The following is an 18980-nucleotide window of genomic DNA, read 5'->3' as shown; positions in this document are numbered from 1 at the left end:
GACGCTTGTTGCATTTGACCGATCTTCGAAATTTTCGCCATGCCCACCGGATCAGCCAAAGTCCGTGACTGTTTTTTCAGTGGTCATCCCCGCCCCCGAGCGGGGATCCACTCGCATTCCCAATTGCTGCATTTATGGCTGTTTGGTGTTTGAACGATCCTACCCCTCTTTGACCTGCAATCCCTTCAGTTTGTAGAGGGCCTCCAAAGCCTCCCGAGGCGTCATGTCGTCGGGATCAAAATCGCCGAGTGCTTCGTGGATTGGATCAGCCTCTTGCGACGAAACCGGGGCGCTGGGCGGTGGGGCGAGGGTTGCAAAGAGCGGCAGCTCGTCGATCAGGTTCTGTGAGGGTGCATTGCGGTCCTGTTCTTCCAGCTGCGACAGGACCTGCTTGGAGCGCTCCACCACCGTTGCCGGAAGACCGGCCAGCTTGGCGACCTGAATGCCGTAAGACCGGTCAGCGGCGCCCGGCACGATCTCGTGCAGGAAGATCACCTCGCCGTTCCATTCCTTCACCGACACTGTGGCGTTTGAGAGCCGGTCCAGCTTGGCCGAAAGCGCGGTCAATTCGTGGTAATGCGTTGCGAACAGCGCCCGGGACTTGTTGACCTCATGCAGGTGTTCGATTGTCGCCCATGCGATGGAAAGTCCGTCGAAGGTCGCCGTGCCGCGGCCAATCTCATCCAGGATCACCAGCGAGCGGTCGCCCGCCTGATTGAGGATCGCGGCGGTTTCGACCATCTCAACCATGAAGGTCGAGCGCCCGCGCGCCAAATCATCGGCCGCGCCGACACGGGAAAACAGCCGGTCGACTATCCCGATATGTGCCGAGCCCGCCGGAACAAAGGACCCCATCTGGGCAAGGACGGCGATCAGCGCGTTCTGCCGCAGGAAGGTTGATTTACCGGCCATGTTCGGACCGGTGATGAGCCAGATATGCCCGATATCTTCATCCGCTTCCGGGCCGAGATTGGCGTCATTGGCAACGAAACTTTCCCCGCCGGCTTTTTTGAGCGCCAGTTCAACGACGGGATGTCGGGCGGCTTTTATGTCAAAGGCCCGGCTGTCATCGACAAGAGGTCGGGCATAGTTTTCATCCTGGGCGAGTTTGGCCAGGGCAGCGGAGACATCCAGAATGCTGAGGCCCTGCGCGGCGGCCTTGATGGCATCGCCGGCATCAATGATCGCCTGGGACAGGCGGTCGAAGATCTCCAGCTCGATCGCAAGGGACCGCTCCCCGGCGCTGGCGATCTTGGATTCCAGATCGGCCAGCTCCGTTGTGGTGAAGCGCATGGCGCCCGCCATGGTCTGCCGGTGGATGAAGCGGCCGGGATCGGCAGTCAGTTTCTCGGTTTGTGCGGTCGGCGCTTCGATGAACCAGCCGAGCACGTTGTTGTGTTTGATCTTTAAAGAGCGCAGGCCAAGTTCTTCCGCATAGTCGGCCTGCAGTTTGGCGATCACCTTGCGGCTTTCATCGCGCAGCGCCCGCAACTCATCGAGGTCAGCGTTGTAGCCGGTCGCGACGAAGTTGCCGTCGCGTTTCAAAAGCGGCGGTTCTTCCTTGATGGCGGCGACCAGTTCGGCTCCCAGCTCGTGCGGGGCCTGATCAAGGCTGGAGCGGGCCGCTGCGATTTCTGCAGGGATCTCAGACGGCGTTGTGCCGGTTTGATCCAGAACGGCGCGGGCTGCGGCCAACCCTTGGGCGATTGACAGGATATCGCGCGGGCCTCCGCGATTGAGAGCAATCCGGGACAGGGCGCGGGCCATATCCGGCGCGCCTTTCAAGGTTTGGCGCAGGCCCTCGCGCATGATTTCATTGTTGAGAAAGAACGCCACCGCATCATGGCGCCGCTGAATGGCATCGACATTGATCAGCGGTCCGGCCAAGCGGCTAGCTAGCAGACGGGACCCACCGCCAGTGACGGTCCGGTCGATGGTGGACAGCAGCGAGCCCTGCTTTTCACCAGAAAGTGTGCGGGAGAGTTCGAGGTTGGCGCGGGTTGCCGGGTCGATGAGCATCCGTCCCGCACCGGCCTCGCGCACCGGTGGATCGAGCGGCGGCCGTTCGCCGAGCTGTGTTTTTTCGATGTAGGAGAGAATTCCAGCCGCAGCTGAAAGTTCGGCCCGGCTGAACGTGCCGAAGCCGTCGAGGGTTTTGACGCCAAAATAATGCGCCAGTCGGTCGGCGGCCGTCGATCCGTCGAAAAAGGCTCGCGGCACGGGTGATAGGGCGCCGCCCGAGAGCTCTGCAAGTTGGCGGACGTCTTGTTCCTGCAGAAGATTGTCCGCAAGGATCAATTCCCGCGGAGCCACTTGTGCAAGATCGGCGGCCAGGCGCTGGTGATCTGTTTCGGAAACTTGGAAAGACCCGGTCGACATGTCGATCCAGGCAAGACCGTAGACCGCATCGCCCGCGAGCGAGCCGCCCTTTAAACGGGTGAGTGCCATCAGGTAATTGTTGGCCCCGGCATCCAGAAGCCGCTCTTCCGTCAATGTGCCGGGCGTGACCAGACGCACCACATCGCGCCGGACAACGGATTTCGAGCCGCGTTTTTTGGCTTCCGCCGGATCCTCGGTCTGTTCGCAAACGGAGACGCGATGGCCCAGCGCGATCAGCTTTTGCAAATAATCATCGGCGGCATGGACCGGAACGCCGCACATCGGGATATCTTCGCCCTGATGCTTGCCGCGTTTGGTCAGCGTGATGCCCAATGCCCGCGATGCGATTTCAGCATCTTCAAAAAAAAGCTCATAAAAATCGCCCATCCGATAGAATAAAAGACTATCCGGGTTGGCAGTTTTGATCTCGATGAACTGGGCCATCATCGGCGTGACTTTGGTGTCCGCCGGAGCCGGTTTTTGCGCGGTCGTCTGGGTCATTCCCGATACCTAAAACAACGCGCTTTGAAGGGAAAGCTCTGCAAGCGCGGAACCGCGTCATTGGCCGCCGGCAAGAGATGTTTGTTGTGAATAGGCGCTTGGGCGTACCGTTCACACGGCCGTCAGCCTTGATCCGCATAAGGGATTAGATCCTCTGGGTTGAGGCATCAATAGTCCGGCGATAAGGTCATACCCCGCCTTTCAGAAGCGCGCCGATAATTTAAGGAAACGCCTGCAAAATGTCCGCCGACAAGACTTCCTCCAAAACATCCGTCAGTTTCACAGATCAGGAAGCCCTGCAGTTTCACCAGCAAGGCCGTCCCGGCAAACTCGAAATCACCCCGACCAAGCCGATGGCGACCCAACGCGATCTGTCGCTCGCCTATTCGCCGGGCGTGGCCGTTCCGGTGCGGGCGATCGCGGAGGATCCGAGCAAGGCATACGACTACACCACCAAGGGTAATCTGGTTGCGGTGATCTCCAACGGCTCCGCCATTCTGGGCCTTGGAAATCTTGGCGCGCTGGCGTCCAAGCCGGTGATGGAGGGCAAATCGGTTCTGTTCAAACGGTTCGCCGATGTTGACTCGATCGATCTGGAGCTGGACACGCAGGATGTCGATGAGTTCATCAACTCCGTGCGCTACATGGGCCCCTCTTTCGGCGGTATCAATCTGGAAGACATCAAGGCTCCAGACTGCTTCATCATCGAGCAACGCCTGCGCGAATTGATGGACATTCCCGTCTTCCATGACGACCAGCACGGCACGGCGATCATCGCCGCCGCCGGCCTGATCAACGCGCTTCACCTCACCGGCCGGGACATGATGGACACGAAAGTGGTCTGTAACGGTGCGGGTGCGGCCGGCATCGCCTGTATTGAGTTGATTAAGGCGATGGGTATCCCGAACGAAAACGTGACGCTCTGCGATACAAAGGGTGTGATCTACAAGGGCCGTGAAGAGGGCATGAACCAATGGAAGTCGGCTCATGCAGTCGATACCAAGGCCCGTTCGCTGTATGACGCCCTCAAAGGCGCGGATGTTTTCTTCGGCGTGTCGGTGAAAGGCGCGCTGACGCCAGACATGCTACGCGTGATGGCGCCGAACCCGATCATTTTTGCTATGGCAAATCCGGATCCGGAAATCACACCGGAGGAAGCGGCAGAAGTTCGCGATGATGCGATTGTTGCGACGGGCCGGTCCGATTATCCAAACCAGGTGAACAACGTCCTTGGCTTTCCGTACATCTTCCGGGGCGCGCTGGATGTTCAGGCGATCACAATCAACGACGACATGAAGGTCGCCTGCGCTAATGCGCTTGCCGAGCTTGCGCGCGAGGAAGTGCCGGATGAAGTCGCAGCCGCCTATCGCGGCAACCGGCCGAAGTTCGGGCCGGAATACATCATTCCAGTTCCGTTCGATCCGCGCCTTATTCACGCAATTCCGCCAGCTGTCGCCCAAGCGGCAATGGATTCAGGTGTTGCCCGGCGGCCGATCGTCGACATGGAAGCCTACAAGCATCAGCTTTCGGCGCGCCGTGATCCGGTTGCCGGTACGCTGCAACGGATTTTCTCCAAGGTGCGCCAGCAACCGAAACGGGTCGTGTTTGCCGAAGGTGAGGAGGAGCCGACCATCCGCGCGGCCACAAGTTTCGTCAGTCAGGGACTTGGAGAAGCTATCCTCATTGGCCGGGAAGACGAAATCCAGTCGATGGCTGAGCGCGCCGGGATTGATATCAACCGTCCGGGCATCAGCATTCAAAATGCGCGTCTCTCTGACCGGAATGCTGATTATGCGCAATACCTTTATGGCCGAATGCAGCGGCGCGGATACTTGCTGCGCGACTGCCAGCGCATGGTCAACAACGACCGGAACTATTGGGGCGCGATCATGGTGGCGCGGGGCGACGCCGACGCCATGGTGACCGGCCTGACGCGCAACTATTCCGTAGCCCTCGATACGGTCCGGGCAACCATTGATCCAAAGCCGGGTCACCGCGTCATCGGGGTGTCTTTGGCGCTTGCCCGAGGGCGGACCGTTCTGGTGGCCGATACGGCGGTGATCGACATGCCGAATTCCGAAGAACTGGCGGATATTGCCGAAGAAGCAGCGCACGTCGCCCGCAAACTCGGCTACGAGCCGCGCGTTGCCATGCTTGCCTATTCCACGTTCGGCCACCCGCGCGGCGAACGGTCCGAAAAGGTCATCGAGGCGGTCAAGATCCTCGACCGGCGCCGGGTCGACTTTGAGTATGACGGCGAAATGGCCGCCGACGTTGCGCTCGATATGGACCGCATGGCGGCCTACCCGTTCTGCCGTTTATCCGGACCGGCGAATGTTCTCGTGATGCCGGCCTTCCACTCTGCGTCCATCTCGACGAAGATGCTGCAGGAGCTTGGGGGCGCAACGGTGATCGGCCCGCTTCTGGTCGGGTTTGACAAGTCGATCCAGATTGTTCCGCTTGGCGCCAAGGACAGTGACATCGTTAACATGGCCGCCATCGCCGCATTCAATGTGACGTAGAACGGGTCATTACCCGAGCAACAAAAAACCCGCATCGGTGAGGCCGGTGCGGGTTTTGGTCTTTTATGTCTAAAAAGCTTAGTTCGGCTTTTGCTCGCCGGCCTGCTGATCTGCTGCCTGGTTCGCCATGTTCTGGCGGTAAAGCTGCGCAAAATCGATCGGGTCGAGCATCAGCGGCGGGAAACCACCGTTGCGGGTTGCTTCAGACAGAATGTTGCGCGCGAACGGGAATAGCATGCGCGGGCATTCAATCATCACGAACGGGTGCATGTGATCTGCAGGAACGCCAGAGATCTTGAACAGGCCCGCATAGACCAGTTCAACGTTGAACATGACCATGTCCGGGCGTTCTGCCTTGGCGTTCAGGGTGAGGATCACCTCAAACTGGTCGTCGCCGACCTGTTGGGCGCCAACATTGACATTGATGTCGAGCTTCGGCTGCTCACCCTGGATCAGGGAGCGCGGTGCATTCGGGTTTTCGAAAGAAAGATCCTTGATGTACTGGCCAAGGATGTTCATGCCCGGTGCAGCATCGGCGCCTTCCGCCTGCGGGGCTGCGCCGCCGTCATTGGTGTCGGTCATCGTTGTATAATTCCGTTGCGCGGTGCTGTTTCAAGGTAAAGGGCGTTGCCGCCCCAACTGGCTGCAGGTCCGCGTCTGCCTACAACCACCATTCCCCGGCTGGCTACCATTTAGAGGGGCCAGACACAAGGCCCGGGTGGGGAATGGCGGCTTGTCAGGCCCGGAAATCCGTATCAAAAGGGACAGATGGCTGATGATCCAACTTCCACCGTCCTCCTGCAACACAGGCATCTGAAACTCGATACGCTGGTTCGCCTTCGCTGGCTGGCGATCGGCGGTCAAACCATAGCGTTGCTCGCAGTCCATGTGGGACTTGGGTATCCCTTGCCGGCAGTACCTGCCTTTGCGCTCGTTGCCATGTCAGCCTGGCTCAATATCTTCCTGAAAATCAGAGCTCCTGCGGTAACGCGCTTGTCAGAACGCGGCGGTGTGATCCAGCTCGGTTATGACATCCTGCAGATGAGTGGTTTGCTTTTCCTGACCGGCGGGCTGGGCAACCCCTTTGCGTTCTTGCTGATGGCACCGGTTATGGTGTCAGCGGCGGGCTTGTCGGCGCGTCACACGGTCCTATTGGGCGCGTTGGCAACGCTGTGTGCGAGCATTCTTGCAGTCTACCATTTCCCATTGCCCTGGCCGGTTGGCAATGAGTTCCGTCTGCCGGTGGTCTATTCCGTCGGCATCTGGGTCGCGCTGGTTTTGACCCTTGTGTTTATGGCGATCTATGCCTTTCGCGTTGCCGAGGAAGCCCGTCAGATGGCTGATGCCTTGGCGGCGACGGAACTCGTCTTGGCCCGCGAGCAGCATTTGAACGCACTGGACGGGTTGGCAACGGCTGCGGCGCACGAGCTCGGCACGCCTTTGGCAACGATTTATCTCGTCGCCAAGGAACTCTCCGATGAATTTGATGCCGGTGACCCCCGAGGCGAAGATGTGGCTTTGATCCGATCGCAGGCAGAACGCTGCCGTACGATCCTCAAGCAGTTGACGAGCCTTTCAAGCGAAGAGGACACGACTTATCAGAGCATGCCGGTGTCGCAGCTGATTGAAGACGTGATCGATCCGTATCGTGGAACCGGCGTGCCGATCCACCCGGTTCTGGAGGGAGAAGGACCGGAACCCATCGGTACGCGAAACGCTGCGATCCGCTATGGCCTTGGAAACCTGGTTGAGAATGCGATCGACTTTGCCAAATCCAGCGTCACCGTTTCGGCCGCATGGGACGACAAGACACTGAGCCTGACCATCGAAGACGATGGACCGGGCTTTGCACAAGAGATCCTCAGCAAAATCGGTGATCCTTATGTGTCAATTCGCGGCGGAAAATCGCGGGGAAAGGGCACGGCGGGTGGCCTGGGGCTCGGTATATTTATTGCCAAAACACTTCTGGAGCGCACGGGGGCCCGGGTTCAGCTCGGCAATCTCGGACCAGGGTCCAGAGGTGCCATGATCCGCGTCAGTTGGCCGCGAGAGGTCTTTGAACGGCATCAAGGAGTGGACGAAACGACAGATTAGCCCCATAACCAGAGAAAATGCAGTTCCGCCTTGGCAATAATTGCCCAAGTTTCATCCAGACAGGCGGTAACCGCGTAAAGCAATAAACGGTTGTGCGGTATGACAGATCCGATTGTTTCGATTGAAAGCCTTGAGGACAAGAGCCTCCTCATCGTTGATGACGACAAGCCCTTCCAGCAAAGACTGGCCCGGGCCATGGAAAAACGCGGCTTCAGCACGGAGACGGCTGACGGATTGCAGGATGCCGTCATCAAAATCAGCCAAAATGCTCCGGCTTTCGCAATTGTCGACATGCGTCTGGAAGACGGAAACGGTCTGGATGTTATCCAGCAAATCCGCGCCAGGCGTCCGGATGCCCGCGCCATAATTCTAACCGGATATGGCAACATCGCGACGGCGGTGACCGCGGTAAAGATGGGCGCAATCGATTACCTGGCAAAGCCAGCGGATCCCGACGACATCATCGCAGCCTTGGCACGGAAACCGGAGGACAAGGCCGAGCCGCCGGAAAATCCGATGTCAGCAGACCGGGTGCGTTGGGAGCATATCCAGCGCGTCTATGAACTGTGTGATCGCAACGTTTCTGAAACAGCCCGGCGGCTCAATATGCATCGGCGCACGTTGCAGCGTATTTTGGCAAAGCGCGCGCCACGCTAGGGTCTGGCCAATCGATAGGTTTGTGAGAAACACGGGAGGCTTGCCCTTTCGGTGCCACTTTGCCTAAGTAATCGCAACTGATTATCCCATCGCGCTCTCATGGAGATCGCCAATGCGGCGCTCGGCTGCCAGGACTGATATGTCAATTTTGTTCCGCACAGGTCTCATGGCCTTTATTGGTCTTGGAGCGCTCAGCGCGATCGAAGGCGTAAACGCACAATCCGCTCCGGAGACCTTGCGTATCAATGTGGAGCCGGCTGAGCCAGGGATCCGGTCCGTTACCCTCAACAAGCGCTACCGGCCGATTATCAATAGAGACGACAAGGGTGTCGTGATTGACACGATCGGCAGCAGCAACACGTTGCCTCCGTGCGATATCAAACTTGAAATCACGCTCGAAAACAGCCGGGTTCTGCACAGGGATGCCAATATCTGTAGCGGAAACACTTTGCTTGTCGATGTGACAAGCAACGAAAAGCCGGGTGCCGTCGCACGCGTTGTCGGCGCGGGATCCGGTGTGGCAGCGGGACCAAGTACCAGTGCGCCTGAGCAGCAAATTACAGCGACGTCTGAAACACCTCAGTCGAACCAGAACACTGGATCCCCGGATCCGGTTGATCTGTCGGCGGTGGATACGGGTCCGTCCGGGTCCCTGGAACCGTTGGCTGGTGGTCTGGAGCCACTGGAACAAGTTGAAACGCCAATCTCGGTGCCGGACGGGCAGACAGATACCGCGGCTTTGCCGGGCGGCTTGGAAAATCTGGTGCAAGACCGGCTGAACCAGACCGGCAATTCGGGACAAGCCAATACCCAGGCCGTGCTTGTGACCCCATCTGAAGCACGAGAGTGGATCGCCGAGCCGGGCAGCCAACCCGGGGCACTTTCTGTTCTTCAGCACTCAGTGCCGCAAACCGATGACCGGGACTTCCGGGCGCAATGCAGCACGCAATCCGGCTTTGCTGCGGTGACATTTCAGCAAGCCCCGGCCGGATTGATTGAAGGCATGCCGCAGACGGTCTCGCTGGTTGCCGGTGATTTTTCCGCAAGCTACAGCGCGTTCGGGTCCTCCAATGCCAATGAAGCCGGTGTATCGCTCCCGCAAGTGACTCTGGAGATGACTGATCCCTTGTGGCAGGCGTTGATCCAGCAATCGGAACTGTCGATCACCGTTGAAGGGTTGCCGCCTTACAAAGTGTCCTTAAGAGGAAGCGCGAACCCTGTCCGCTTGTTCGTCGCAACATGTGCGGTTCCGCAGCAGATCGTGTCCGACAACGGGCTTGCACCGGGTCAGGATCCGAGTTCGGATCTCGCATGTTCTGAACTCGGCCGTGTCCGCTCTGTAGAGGCTGAAAGGCCGGGCGAAATCATCTTCCGGAATTCAAGCGCAGAAGTGATTGAGGTGAACTGGGTCGACTATCGTGGCGGTGAGCGTCCCTATGCCCGCCTCGAGCCGGGGCAGATCCTGGAACAGCAAACCTACGTCTCCCACGCTTGGACCGTGCGCGGTGCCAACGGTCAATGCAGAGGTATCTATGTGAGCCGGACACCCTATCGCGAGGTGGTCGTTCAAGGGGCTCCTGGCTCCGTGCCTGGCGGCTTCGGAAACACGTTCGGTGGTCAACCAGGGCAATTGCCGGGTGGTCCGGTTCCCCCGGGAAGCGTCGGCGGTTTGAATTCTCCGCAGGCCTATCCGCAGCAGGCGGCGCGGGGCAACGTAGCGGACTATTTGTGCACGGCTGGCATTGATCTCAATGTTGTTTTTTCGCCGGATGGTCAGACGGCAACGGTTGCCGAAATGGGGTATGGCGCTGTGACCCTTCAACGTCAGGGCGGAGCAAATACATTCTATTTCGAGGCCCAGGGGCACGTGCTAAAAGGTCAGCTTCAGAACGCCAGCTGGTCACGGCCAGGATTGCGGGATGTCTTTTGCGCCAGACGGTGATTACTGACAAGGTGTGGTAATAATATAAGCAATCAATGGTAGATGTTGAGCAGTAACTGCATGTCAGGTACGTCAATCTACCATTGAATGCCCTATTTATTTGCAAAAACGCGTAACTTTTAAGCCTTTGGTCAGCAGTTCGGTGTTTCTTTTCCTCAGGAGTTAAATGAGGGAATCACCGGAAATGTCATTCGCCCGCTGGCCAATCACCTGGAAGATCAGTCTACCGATCGCCACCATTCTTCTTTTCACAATTGCGATCTGTGTCATCAGCTTGAACAGCCTTTATTCGGCTATGTTTGATCAGAAGCTCGCGAAGATTGAAGACATTTCCAACAGCGCAGCAACGATCGCTGCCTACTACCAGGAGCAGGAAGCGTCCGGCGCGATGAGCAAGGAAGATGCTCAGGCCGCCGCGAAGGCTGCTATCGGTGCCATGCGGTTTGAAGGCGACAACTATGTCTTCGTTTATGACTATGCAGGCAACAACCTTGTTCACCCAAAAACGTCGTTGATCGGCACAAACATGATGGGCTTCACCGACAAGACGGGTGTGAAGATCGTCGCTGAACTGATCAAATCCGCGAAAGCTGGCGGTGGGTCTCTGCTCTACTTCTGGCCGCGCGCAAACAGCGAAGTCGCGATTGCCAAGTATGGCTGGGGTGCTGGATTTGAGCCCTGGGGCTGGATGCTCGGCACTGGTGTTTACATGGATGATCTGGACGCAGCCTATTGGAGCGCTGCCACCGTGATCATCGCATTGGCTGTGGTTGGTGCGCTCATCGCAATGGGCATTGCCATCTTTGCCGTGCGTGCAACAGTCGTTCCGCTCACTAAGCTCACCGGAAATATGAACCGCCTTGCAGATGGTGAAGTTGACGTTGTTATTGAAGGCGCAGATCGTGGTGACGAAATCGGCCAGATGGCCTCGGCGATGGAAGTCTTCGTTAGAAACGAAGCGGCCCGGCGCGACCTGGAAACCCAGCAGGATGTCATCCAGGAAGAGGCCGCTCGCAAAGGGGCTGAAATTCAGCAGCTCAGCGCAGAATTTGATCGTCAGATCACCGACATGATGAACATCATCGATTCATCCGTTCAAAGACTGCAGTCTGCTTCTGCGGACATGACTGGTGTTGCCGCCCAAACCACTGAACAGAGTGGGTTTGTGTCGAATGCATCGTCTCAAGCTGCACACAACGTGGAAACTGTGGCCGCAGCGGCTGAAGAGTTGTCCGCATCGGTCAACGAGATCCGCCGTCAGGTGCAGTCGTCCAGTGAGATTGCGGCCAAGGCAGCCAATGAGGCTGCAGCCACCAACCAGCGCATGAATGGTTTGTCGGAAGCAGCGGGCCGCATCGGTGAAGTCGTCACCCTCATCCAAGCGATTGCCGAACAGACCAACTTGCTCGCGTTGAACGCAACGATTGAGGCAGCGCGCGCGGGTGAAGCGGGCAAAGGCTTTGCCGTTGTTGCAGCCGAGGTGAAGGAGCTTGCAACTCAAACTTCCAAGGCGACTGAGGAAATCTCAAGCCAGATCACCGCAATTCAGGATGAGACTGGCCATGCGGCAACCGCGATCTCTTCTGTTACTGAGATCATCAACAACATGAACGAGATCGCCTCGTCCATCGCCTCGTCTGTCGAAGAGCAGGGCGCTGCGACCCAGGAAATCGCGACCAATGCAACGGAAGCCTCCCGCAGCACTGTAGAAGTGACGACCAGCATTGAATCGGTCGCCTCTGCCGCGGAGAATACCCGTGACACTGCAGGCAACGTGGAGTCTTCTGCGCAGCAGCTTGAACAAAACGCCAGTATGTTGCGGGATCAGGTTGCGACGTTCTTGAGCGAAGTCCGCAAGCGCTCCGCCGCTTAAGTCCAAGCGAACTGCAATTCAGAAAAACCCGCGGAGCATCTGCTTCGCGGGTTTTCTTTTGAGCGTCGTAGTTCGAATAACTCGTCGATCAGATTTTGCGCAGGGCGACTTTGGATATCCGGTGGCTGGCGTTCTTAGTCAGGATCAAGTCGGCGCGTGGCCGGGTCGGCAGGATGTTTTCCCGAAGGTTTACCAGGTTGATGTTCGACCAGATCGTGTTTGCAGTCTCCACGGCTTCTTTGTCTGTGATGCGCGAAAACTTATGGAAATAGGATCCCGGATCGCGGAAGGCCGTTTCCCTCAGGCGCATGAAGCGATCGACGTACCATTGCCGCAACAGTTCTTCGTCCGCGTCCATATAGACGGAGAAATCAAAGAAATCCGAGACGAACGGAACCGCCCGCCCGTCCCGTGGCAGTTCGCGCGTCTGCAAGACGTTCAGCCCCTCGACGATCAAAATGTCCGGTTTGTCGACGGTCACTGTGTGACCGGGCATCACATCGTAGTAGAAGTGCGAATAAACAGGTGCGCGAACATGCCGCTTTCCGGCCTTTATGTCGGACAGGAATTTCAGAAGACGGGGCCGGTCAAAGCTTTCCGGAAACCCTTTTTTGGACATCAGGCCTTCGGATTCCAAAATGGCATTCGGGAAGAGAAATCCGTCCGTTGTGATCAAATCGACTTTCGGACTGGCTGGCCAGCGCGCCAGAAGCTCCCGAAGGACACGGCTCGTGGTCGATTTTCCGACCGATACGGAGCCTGCGACGCCGATGATAAACGGGGTTTTGCCATCCCGCGTGCCGAGAAAGTCCTGGGTTGCCTGGTGCAGACCAACGGTCGATTCAGCGTAAAAGGCCAAAAGGCGCGAAAGCGGCAGATAAATCGCTTCCACTTGCTCCATGGAGACCGGCGCGTTCAGACCCTGGAGCTGGGCGACTTCCTTCGCGGTCAGGGTCATCGGCGTATCGGCCCGCAGCCGAGACCACTGGCGTTCGGTAAACACCCTGTAGGGTGACAAATCCATGTCGAGCGCTGTCGCGACTTTCTGATCCATGGTGCCTTCGTCCCTGCTGCAGTGGCCAGCCGACATCAGCCTATCAGGATTTATTCCTGTTGGCGGGATGCTTTTTCTTCAAGACCGGTTTGTCCTGTGCGCCCGGCAAGCTCTGCCATGACATCATCCAGCGGAACATTTAAGACATTCAGAACCACCAGCAGATGATAGAGAAGATCTGCAGCTTCCGACGTCAGTTCCTTCCGGTCTTTCTGGACGGCCGCAATCGCCGTCTCCACTGCTTCTTCCCCCAGTTTTTGAGCGCATTTGGCAACGCCCTTACCGATCAGCTTGCGCGTATAGGACATCTCATCCGAGCTCTGCGCGCGCGCCGCAATAATGGCGTCGAGGTCTTCCAGTGTGAACTTCGTCATTGGTCTATGTCCTTGCGGCAGCTCAAACGCGGCAATCAGCCGTCCATCCGCATAGCTATTCCGGCATCCGTCATGTGCTGTTTGGCTTCGTGGATCGTGAATTCGCCGAAATGGAAAATGGATGCAGCAAGCACTGCGGTCGCGTGACCGTCCCGGATGCCCTCCACCATGTGATCCAGGGTACCGACACCGCCGGAGGCAATCACCGGCACAGGGACAGCGTCGGCGATCGCTCGGGTCAGCGCCAGATTGTAGCCGGACTTGGTACCGTCGCGGTCCATCGAGGTGACCAGCAGCTCGCCTGCGCCGAGGGCAACCACTTTCTTGGCAAACTTGATGGCATCGATTCCGGTCGGTGTGCGCCCGCCGTGGGTGAAGATCTCGAACTTGTCCGGCGCGCCGGGTTCATTGACCTGCTTTGCGTCAATCGAGACGACGATGCACTGAGCGCCAAATTTCTCGGCGGCTTCCTTTACGAACTCCGGATTTTTGACCGCAGCCGTGTTGATAGACACCTTGTCCGCTCCGGCGATCAAGAGCTTGCGAATGTCTTCCACGGTGCGCACCCCGCCGCCGACCGTCACTGGCATGAAACAGGCTTCAGCGGTCCGGCGAACCACATCATAGATCGTGTCCCGGCCTTCATGGCTGGCGGTGATGTCCAGAAAGCAGAGTTCGTCTGCTCCGGCTGAATCATAGGCCTTGGCCGCTTCCACTGGGTCTCCGGCATCGACGAGATCCACGAAATTGACGCCCTTGACGACACGGCCGTCTTTCACGTCCAGGCAGGGAATGACACGGGATTTGAGGGTCATGATTTTAGCTCCGGCTGGCGCGGATCAGATCCATCGCTTCCTTGGGATCGAGGCGGCCGTCATAGAGTGCGCGGCCGGAAATTGCTCCTTCCAGAATGGCGCAATCCGGTTCCAAAAGACGGTGAATGTCGTCGATCGATGCAAGGCCGCCAGAGGCGATAACTGGAATCGAGACGGCTTTTGCAAGCTCCAGGGTCGACGGTATGTTGAGGCCTTTCAAGATGCCGTCCCGGTCGATGTCCGTGTAGATGATCGCAGAAACACCGGCATCTTCGAACTGCTTGGCGAGATCAACGGCGGTCAGTTCAGATGTTTCAGCCCAGCCCTCGACCGCGACATAGCCACCCTTGGCATCAATGCCGACGGCAACCTTGCCCGGAAATTTTTTGCAGGCTTCCTTCACCAAATTCGGGTCGCGCACGGCGACCGTACCGAGAATGACCCGCGAGATACCCTTCTCCAGCCAGGCTTCGATGTGGCCCAGGGTCCGGATCCCGCCGCCCAGCTGAACCGGGTTTTTCGTTGACCCCAGAATGGCATCGACCGCAGCACCATTGACGCTTTCACCGGCAAAGGCACCGTTCAGATCGACAACGTGCAGCCACTCGAACCCCTGGTCCTCGAAGGCCTTGGCCTGAGCGCCCGGGTCGTCGTTGAACACGGTCGCCTGATCCATGTCGCCGAGCTTGAGGCGCACGCACTGGCCGTCTTTCAGGTCGATAGCGGGAAAGAGAATCAACTTTTTCACCATAATTGCGAAGCAGAGACCCAATTATCCACAGCATGCGATCTAGTAAGGCCAGCTACTTAAGTTCATGATTTTCTTGTGGCAATAACGAAATTGCGCAGCGTTCACAAGAAAATTCCTGGGTACCGGTTAAACAACGACGGTTACCAGCAATATTGAGAAACGGTATTAATCAATAAGTTCAAAAAGAAGAGCCGGGATTCGGCCCCCGGCTCTTCTTACCCAAAATGCTTCAGCGCATTGGGTATGTGTGCATTGGAATGCGAGTTAACGGAACCATATTCGTAAGAATCCGTCAACTCCGGCAACGCGATTTGAACGGCGCCGAAGCTCCAAATTTATGGAGCTAAAAATGGCAAATGGACGACTAACTGAACAGGAAGCGATCAACGGAACGATAGAGCGATGGTTAGGAGCTAAGGTACGTGATCTTAGTTCAAAATATGATGTTGATCCAAGACGTTGGTATGAGGTCTGGCGTGGAGAAGCGTATCCAAATGCGAGATCACAAGCCTACGAAATACTAGCCGACAAATATCCAGAAATCGCAAAAGAAACAGACCCATCTTTCTTGAAGCCAAAGTTCAAAATGGTGCCAAGAGGGGATAGCAAACAGTTAGATTTCTTTGGATAAGCTAAGTTTAGAGGCAGCCTTCAGTGGCTGCCTCTATTTTGTAGCTCATCAAACGCCTTCCACGATGACAATCTCGCCATCTGCTACTTTCTGGCGGATTTTGACCGCTTCCTGATATTCCGGCGAGTTATAGCAATCGACCGCGTGTTGGAAGCTCGGAAATTCAATAATGACGTTCCGGGCGCGGCCCTGGCCTTCGATGGCGTCGGTTTTGCCGCCGCGGGCGAGGAAATTCGCGCCGAACCGTTCAAACGCCGGCTTTGCCGTCTCTACATAAGCCGGATAGCCATCCGGATCCCGTACGTCGACCCGTGCAACCCAATATCCCTTGGCCATTGTTCTCTCCCCGTCTTGTTTAAGGTGTCCAGTCCAGAAAATTCGCGATCAGCTCAAGACCGAGGCGCTGGCTTTTTTCCGGGTGGAACTGTGTTCCGATCATATTGTCTCTGGCAACCATTGCCGTGAACGCGCCGGCGTAATCAAATGTGGCTAGCCGGTCCGCGTGGTTGGCGCAGGAAAAATGATATGAGTGCACGAAATAGGCGTGCAGTCCGTTTGATCCCGTTTCGATTCCCTTGAAGACGGGATGGCTTTCCGGCTTCACATCAATAGTGTTCCAGCCCATGTGCGGGATTTTGAGGGTCTGATCGGCCGGTTTCATCTCGGTGACGTCGCCCGAGATCCAGTCGAAACCGTCTATTGTTTCAAATTCCAGGCCGCGGCTTGCCATCAACTGCATGCCGACGCAGATCCCAAAAAACGGCTTGCCCTGTTTGTGAACGGCCTCTTCAAGGGCGTCCGGCATGCCGTCAACCGCCCAAAGGCCGCGTTTACAGTCGGCGAACGCTCCGACACCGGGCAGCACGATCCGATCTGCCTTGCGCACCCTGTCAGGATCAGCGGTGACGATCACGTCGGGAACATGGGCATGAGCTCGGGCCGCGCGCTCGAACGCCTTTTCGGCCGAGCGCAAATTGCCCGAACCGTAATCGATGATCGCAATTGTCATTGACGGGTCTCCGGACCAAGGGTCAGACCGACAACCTGCTCGCTTCCGATCCTTGGGATGATCGGATTGGTCGCGGGCCGCGTGGTCTGCTGGTCTCTTGTAATTGGGGTCTGTTCTTTGTTCATGCGATTGGCGAAGAACCGGATTTCAGCTTCTTCCCGGCCGTTCCCTTCGGCAACACCGACCATTTGCCACCCCTTACGCTCCAAGGACCAGCAGCGCAGCGCCTGGGCCTCAAACCCGAAGAGAATGGCAATCGCAAAGGCTGCGATGCCCATGGCAGCGCCGCCCAAGGAGAGCGCGGCGATCTCAATGACCAGGGTGACCGCCAGATAGCCAAGCAACACCAGCCACATCCGATGATAAAGGATCCACGGAATGGAAAACAGGAAGGCAAGCGGCGAAAACTTGTCCGGCACGAATTGCATCCGGCCGGTGATTTCCGGGTCGCCATTCAGCGATTCAAATTCGGGCGGTGCCATCACGACGTAACTGGTCATGTGCCGATCCGTTCTTCGAAGTTGCTAGATCAGCGGGCGTTAAATCAGAATCGATTTTACGCCCAAAGCTGATCGCTTTTAAGTGGTCGAGCGTCTTTGGGCGTTTCAATCAAAACGCCCAATGCTCCAGTGGTTTGACTCCAACATTTGCATCCCCGTGCAACATGCTCCTATAGCAAATGTTGGGGTCACGAAAACCACTAGCTAAATATAAGTTTCTAGTGGATCTTTTTGAATTTGACATTTGAAGAAGAGCCGGCCCGCAAAAGGGATTCAAATGTCAAATTCGATCCACTAGCCTCAACCGCCGAGCTGACCCTTTGTGGTCGGCACGCGGTCGGCCTGACGCGGGTCGATCTCAATTGCCTTGCGCAGCGTCCGGGCCACGGCCTTGAAGCAGGTTTCGGCGATATGGTGACAGTTTGATCCGTAGAGATTGGCGATATGAAGCGTTAGACCGCCGTTCATGGCAAATGCGCGGAAGAATTCTTCGAACAGCTCCGTGTCGAAGTCGCCGACCTTGTCGCGGTCAAAGGTTACGTCCCAGACAAGGAAAGGGCGTCCGGACACATCCAGCGCGCAGCGTGTCAGGGCCTCGTCCATGGCTAGATGCGTATCCGCATACCGCGTAATTCCGGCCATGTCTCCGATTGCCTTGGATAGAGCCTGACCGAGGGCAATGCCGGTATCTTCGACCGTGTGGTGAAAATCGATATGCGTGTCGCCGTCCGCCCGGACCTTGATGTCGATCAGCGAATGGCGCGCCAGTTGTTCCAGCATATGGTCAAAGAACCCGACACCGGTCTGGACGTCATAGGCGCCCGTTCCGTCCAGATTGATCTCGACCGAAATTTTGGTTTCCTTGGTGTCGCGCGATACGCTCGCTGTGCGCATGAAGGGCAATCTCCTTTTAAGCCGTCAAAGCTGACCGGCGGCGCAGTTGTAGCAGCCTGAACCACTTAAGAAAATAGCTGAAAACAAGACCATTTGCTTCATTTGTCCGCCGCCGGAAAGTGGATCCGTGTCGCCTGTTTGTGACATCGTTTGTGAGCCGAGCTCACAGAGGGGCCGCGATATTCGGTAGTGCGGCGATATCCTTGGTGTTAGGAACGGGCAAATTCGCCTCGAGGAGTTCCCAATGCCGACAAGCCGCTTTGCCCCGAAAACAGCGCTCGAGCGCTTGATGCTGCCGCTGGATGTTCCGACCGTCGCTGAGGCGGAGACGCTGGTCAAACAGACGGAAGGTACGGTCGGTGTCTACAAGATCGGCATGGAACTGCAGTTTGCCGGCGGTCTCGAGTTTGCCCGTGAGCTTGCCGAGAGCGGCCATAAAGTCTTTCTGGACGTGAAACTCCACGATATCGACAACACAATCACCAAAGCGGTGCGCAATGTCGCCAAGATGGGCATGACTTTCATGACCGTGCATGCCTATCCAAAAACCATGCGCGCTGCGCTGAAGGGTCTGGCGGAAGAAGGCAATCCGGATCTGTGTATTCTTGGCGTGACGGTTCTGACCTCCATGGATGAAACCGATCTGGTTGCCGCCGGATACACCGGCCCGATTGCGAGCGTTGTCGAGGCGCGGGCAAAGGATGCCAAGCTTGCCGGAATGGGCGGGATTGTGTGCGCGCCGACAGAATCGGCAGATATGCGCAAGGCTCTCGGCGATGAGCTGGTCATTGTCACCCCGGGGATCCGGCCAGCGGGCAGCGCTGCGGGAGATCAACGCCGGGTGATGACACCCGCCAACGCGATCAAGGCTGGCAGCGATTATCTCGTCATTGGCCGCCCGATTTCAAAGGCAGATAACCCGAGAGCCGCCGCCGAAGCCGTCGTTGAGGAAATTTCTTCGGCGCTTTGAGATGAGATGCAAAG

Annotated in this window: 17 protein-coding genes; 7 read left to right on the top strand and 10 right to left on the bottom strand. The window is 57.3% G+C overall.

Features of this window, described 5'->3' with window-relative positions; genetic code table 11:
• Positions 1 to 159: 159 nt before the first annotated feature.
• The gene (gene mutS, locus ACVDG4_RS19755) at positions 160 to 2880 is read right to left on the bottom strand and encodes a DNA mismatch repair protein MutS (protein ID WP_447236382.1); all 2721 of its coding nucleotides are present in this window, start codon (positions 2878 to 2880) and stop codon (positions 160 to 162) included.
• Positions 2881 to 3119: 239 nt separating this feature from the next.
• Here mutS and ACVDG4_RS19750 point away from each other — a divergent pair, with 239 nt between their 5' ends.
• Entirely contained in the window at positions 3120 to 5402 is a 2283-nt protein-coding gene (locus tag ACVDG4_RS19750; protein WP_447236381.1) for an NADP-dependent malic enzyme, read from the top strand.
• Between the two features lie 78 nt (positions 5403 to 5480).
• Here ACVDG4_RS19750 and secB read toward each other — a convergent pair whose 3' ends face one another.
• Positions 5481 to 5984 carry a protein-export chaperone SecB gene (gene secB, locus ACVDG4_RS19745; protein WP_133952712.1) on the bottom strand — a complete coding sequence of 168 codons (504 nt, stop codon included), beginning with the start codon at positions 5982 to 5984 and terminating at the stop codon, positions 5481 to 5483.
• A gap of 186 nt (positions 5985 to 6170) precedes the next feature.
• Between secB and ACVDG4_RS19740 the strand changes: the two genes are divergently transcribed.
• The 4 genes from ACVDG4_RS19740 to ACVDG4_RS19725 all read left to right on the top strand — a co-directional run bounded on the left by ACVDG4_RS19740 (position 6171) and on the right by ACVDG4_RS19725 (position 11968).
• A complete protein-coding gene (locus tag ACVDG4_RS19740) occupies positions 6171 to 7496 on the top strand; it encodes an ActS/PrrB/RegB family redox-sensitive histidine kinase (RefSeq protein ID WP_447236380.1) in 1326 nt (441 codons plus the stop codon).
• 99 nt (positions 7497 to 7595) lie between these two features.
• Entirely contained in the window at positions 7596 to 8153 is a 558-nt protein-coding gene (locus tag ACVDG4_RS19735) for an ActR/PrrA/RegA family redox response regulator transcription factor (protein ID WP_055673113.1), read from the top strand.
• A gap of 139 nt (positions 8154 to 8292) precedes the next feature.
• On the top strand, positions 8293 to 10095 hold the full coding sequence (locus tag ACVDG4_RS19730) for a VHL beta domain-containing protein (protein ID WP_447236379.1): 1803 nt from the start codon (positions 8293 to 8295) through the stop codon (positions 10093 to 10095).
• 166 nt (positions 10096 to 10261) lie between these two features.
• Entirely contained in the window at positions 10262 to 11968 is a 1707-nt protein-coding gene (locus tag ACVDG4_RS19725) for a methyl-accepting chemotaxis protein (RefSeq protein ID WP_447236378.1), read from the top strand.
• Positions 11969 to 12056: 88 nt separating this feature from the next.
• Here the strand turns inward: ACVDG4_RS19725 and coaA are convergent, their stop codons facing one another.
• Genes coaA through hisA form a run of 4 tightly spaced genes read right to left on the bottom strand, consistent with a single transcriptional unit; the run spans position 12057 to position 14950 of the window.
• On the bottom strand, positions 12057 to 13022 hold the full coding sequence (coaA, locus tag ACVDG4_RS19720) for a type I pantothenate kinase (RefSeq protein WP_133952708.1): 966 nt from the start codon (positions 13020 to 13022) through the stop codon (positions 12057 to 12059).
• A gap of 50 nt (positions 13023 to 13072) precedes the next feature.
• A complete protein-coding gene (locus tag ACVDG4_RS19715) occupies positions 13073 to 13396 on the bottom strand; it encodes a phosphoribosyl-ATP diphosphatase (protein WP_447236377.1) in 324 nt (107 codons plus the stop codon).
• Positions 13397 to 13431: 35 nt separating this feature from the next.
• On the bottom strand, positions 13432 to 14211 hold the full coding sequence (hisF, locus tag ACVDG4_RS19710; protein ID WP_447236376.1) for an imidazole glycerol phosphate synthase subunit HisF: 780 nt from the start codon (positions 14209 to 14211) through the stop codon (positions 13432 to 13434).
• Positions 14212 to 14215: 4 nt separating this feature from the next.
• On the bottom strand, positions 14216 to 14950 hold the full coding sequence (hisA, locus tag ACVDG4_RS19705) for a 1-(5-phosphoribosyl)-5-[(5-phosphoribosylamino)methylideneamino]imidazole-4-carboxamide isomerase (RefSeq protein WP_447236375.1): 735 nt from the start codon (positions 14948 to 14950) through the stop codon (positions 14216 to 14218).
• 361 nt (positions 14951 to 15311) lie between these two features.
• Between hisA and ACVDG4_RS19700 the strand changes: the two genes are divergently transcribed.
• Entirely contained in the window at positions 15312 to 15593 is a 282-nt protein-coding gene (locus tag ACVDG4_RS19700; RefSeq protein ID WP_447236374.1) for a hypothetical protein, read from the top strand.
• 48 nt (positions 15594 to 15641) lie between these two features.
• On the opposite strand, the gene ACVDG4_RS19695 is transcribed toward ACVDG4_RS19700, so the two are convergent.
• The 4 genes from ACVDG4_RS19695 to hisB form a co-directional block, all read right to left on the bottom strand.
• Positions 15642 to 15929 carry a DUF1330 domain-containing protein gene (locus ACVDG4_RS19695; protein ID WP_447236373.1) on the bottom strand — a complete coding sequence of 96 codons (288 nt, stop codon included), beginning with the start codon at positions 15927 to 15929 and terminating at the stop codon, positions 15642 to 15644.
• A gap of 19 nt (positions 15930 to 15948) precedes the next feature.
• Complete coding sequence (gene hisH / locus ACVDG4_RS19690; RefSeq protein ID WP_447236372.1) at positions 15949 to 16602, bottom strand: imidazole glycerol phosphate synthase subunit HisH; 654 nt, start codon at positions 16600 to 16602, stop codon at positions 15949 to 15951.
• Positions 16599 to 17102 carry a DUF2628 domain-containing protein gene (locus ACVDG4_RS19685; RefSeq protein WP_447236371.1) on the bottom strand — a complete coding sequence of 168 codons (504 nt, stop codon included), beginning with the start codon at positions 17100 to 17102 and terminating at the stop codon, positions 16599 to 16601. Before ACVDG4_RS19685 ends, hisH begins: the two co-directional genes overlap by 4 nt.
• Before the next feature lie 300 nt (positions 17103 to 17402).
• Entirely contained in the window at positions 17403 to 17996 is a 594-nt protein-coding gene (gene hisB / locus ACVDG4_RS19680) for an imidazoleglycerol-phosphate dehydratase HisB (protein WP_209176505.1), read from the bottom strand.
• A 244-nt stretch (positions 17997 to 18240) separates the two neighbouring features.
• On the opposite strand from hisB, the gene pyrF reads away from it, so the two are divergent.
• Entirely contained in the window at positions 18241 to 18966 is a 726-nt protein-coding gene (gene pyrF / locus ACVDG4_RS19675; RefSeq protein WP_447236370.1) for an orotidine-5'-phosphate decarboxylase, read from the top strand.
• Positions 18967 to 18980 lie beyond the last annotated feature (14 nt).

The sequence above is a fragment of the Roseibium sp. MB-4 genome (genome assembly GCF_053005265.1).
Note: the sequence above shows the minus strand (reverse complement) of the source record. Positions and strands in the feature narration are given on the sequence as shown.

Coding starts and splice junctions, on each gene's coding strand:
- ACVDG4_RS19735 (WP_055673113.1), top strand. CDS start 7,596: ATGACAGATCCGATTGTTTCGATTGAAAGCCTTGAGGACAAGAGCCTC.
- ACVDG4_RS19740 (WP_447236380.1), top strand. CDS start 6,171: ATGGCTGATGATCCAACTTCCACCGTCCTCCTGCAACACAGGCATCTG.
- ACVDG4_RS19695 (WP_447236373.1), bottom strand. CDS start 15,929: ATGGCCAAGGGATATTGGGTTGCACGGGTCGACGTACGGGATCCGGAT.
- ACVDG4_RS19700 (WP_447236374.1), top strand. CDS start 15,312: ATGGCAAATGGACGACTAACTGAACAGGAAGCGATCAACGGAACGATA.
- hisB (WP_209176505.1), bottom strand. CDS start 17,996: ATGCGCACAGCGAGCGTATCGCGCGACACCAAGGAAACCAAAATTTCG.
- ACVDG4_RS19730 (WP_447236379.1), top strand. CDS start 8,293: ATGTCAATTTTGTTCCGCACAGGTCTCATGGCCTTTATTGGTCTTGGA.
- ACVDG4_RS19685 (WP_447236371.1), bottom strand. CDS start 17,102: ATGACCAGTTACGTCGTGATGGCACCGCCCGAATTTGAATCGCTGAAT.
- hisF (WP_447236376.1), bottom strand. CDS start 14,211: ATGACCCTCAAATCCCGTGTCATTCCCTGCCTGGACGTGAAAGACGGC.
- coaA (WP_133952708.1), bottom strand. CDS start 13,022: ATGGATCAGAAAGTCGCGACAGCGCTCGACATGGATTTGTCACCCTAC.
- ACVDG4_RS19750 (WP_447236381.1), top strand. CDS start 3,120: ATGTCCGCCGACAAGACTTCCTCCAAAACATCCGTCAGTTTCACAGAT.
- ACVDG4_RS19725 (WP_447236378.1), top strand. CDS start 10,262: ATGAGGGAATCACCGGAAATGTCATTCGCCCGCTGGCCAATCACCTGG.
- hisH (WP_447236372.1), bottom strand. CDS start 16,602: ATGACAATTGCGATCATCGATTACGGTTCGGGCAATTTGCGCTCGGCC.
- secB (WP_133952712.1), bottom strand. CDS start 5,984: ATGACCGACACCAATGACGGCGGCGCAGCCCCGCAGGCGGAAGGCGCC.
- mutS (WP_447236382.1), bottom strand. CDS start 2,880: ATGACCCAGACGACCGCGCAAAAACCGGCTCCGGCGGACACCAAAGTC.
- ACVDG4_RS19715 (WP_447236377.1), bottom strand. CDS start 13,396: ATGACGAAGTTCACACTGGAAGACCTCGACGCCATTATTGCGGCGCGC.
- pyrF (WP_447236370.1), top strand. CDS start 18,241: ATGCCGACAAGCCGCTTTGCCCCGAAAACAGCGCTCGAGCGCTTGATG.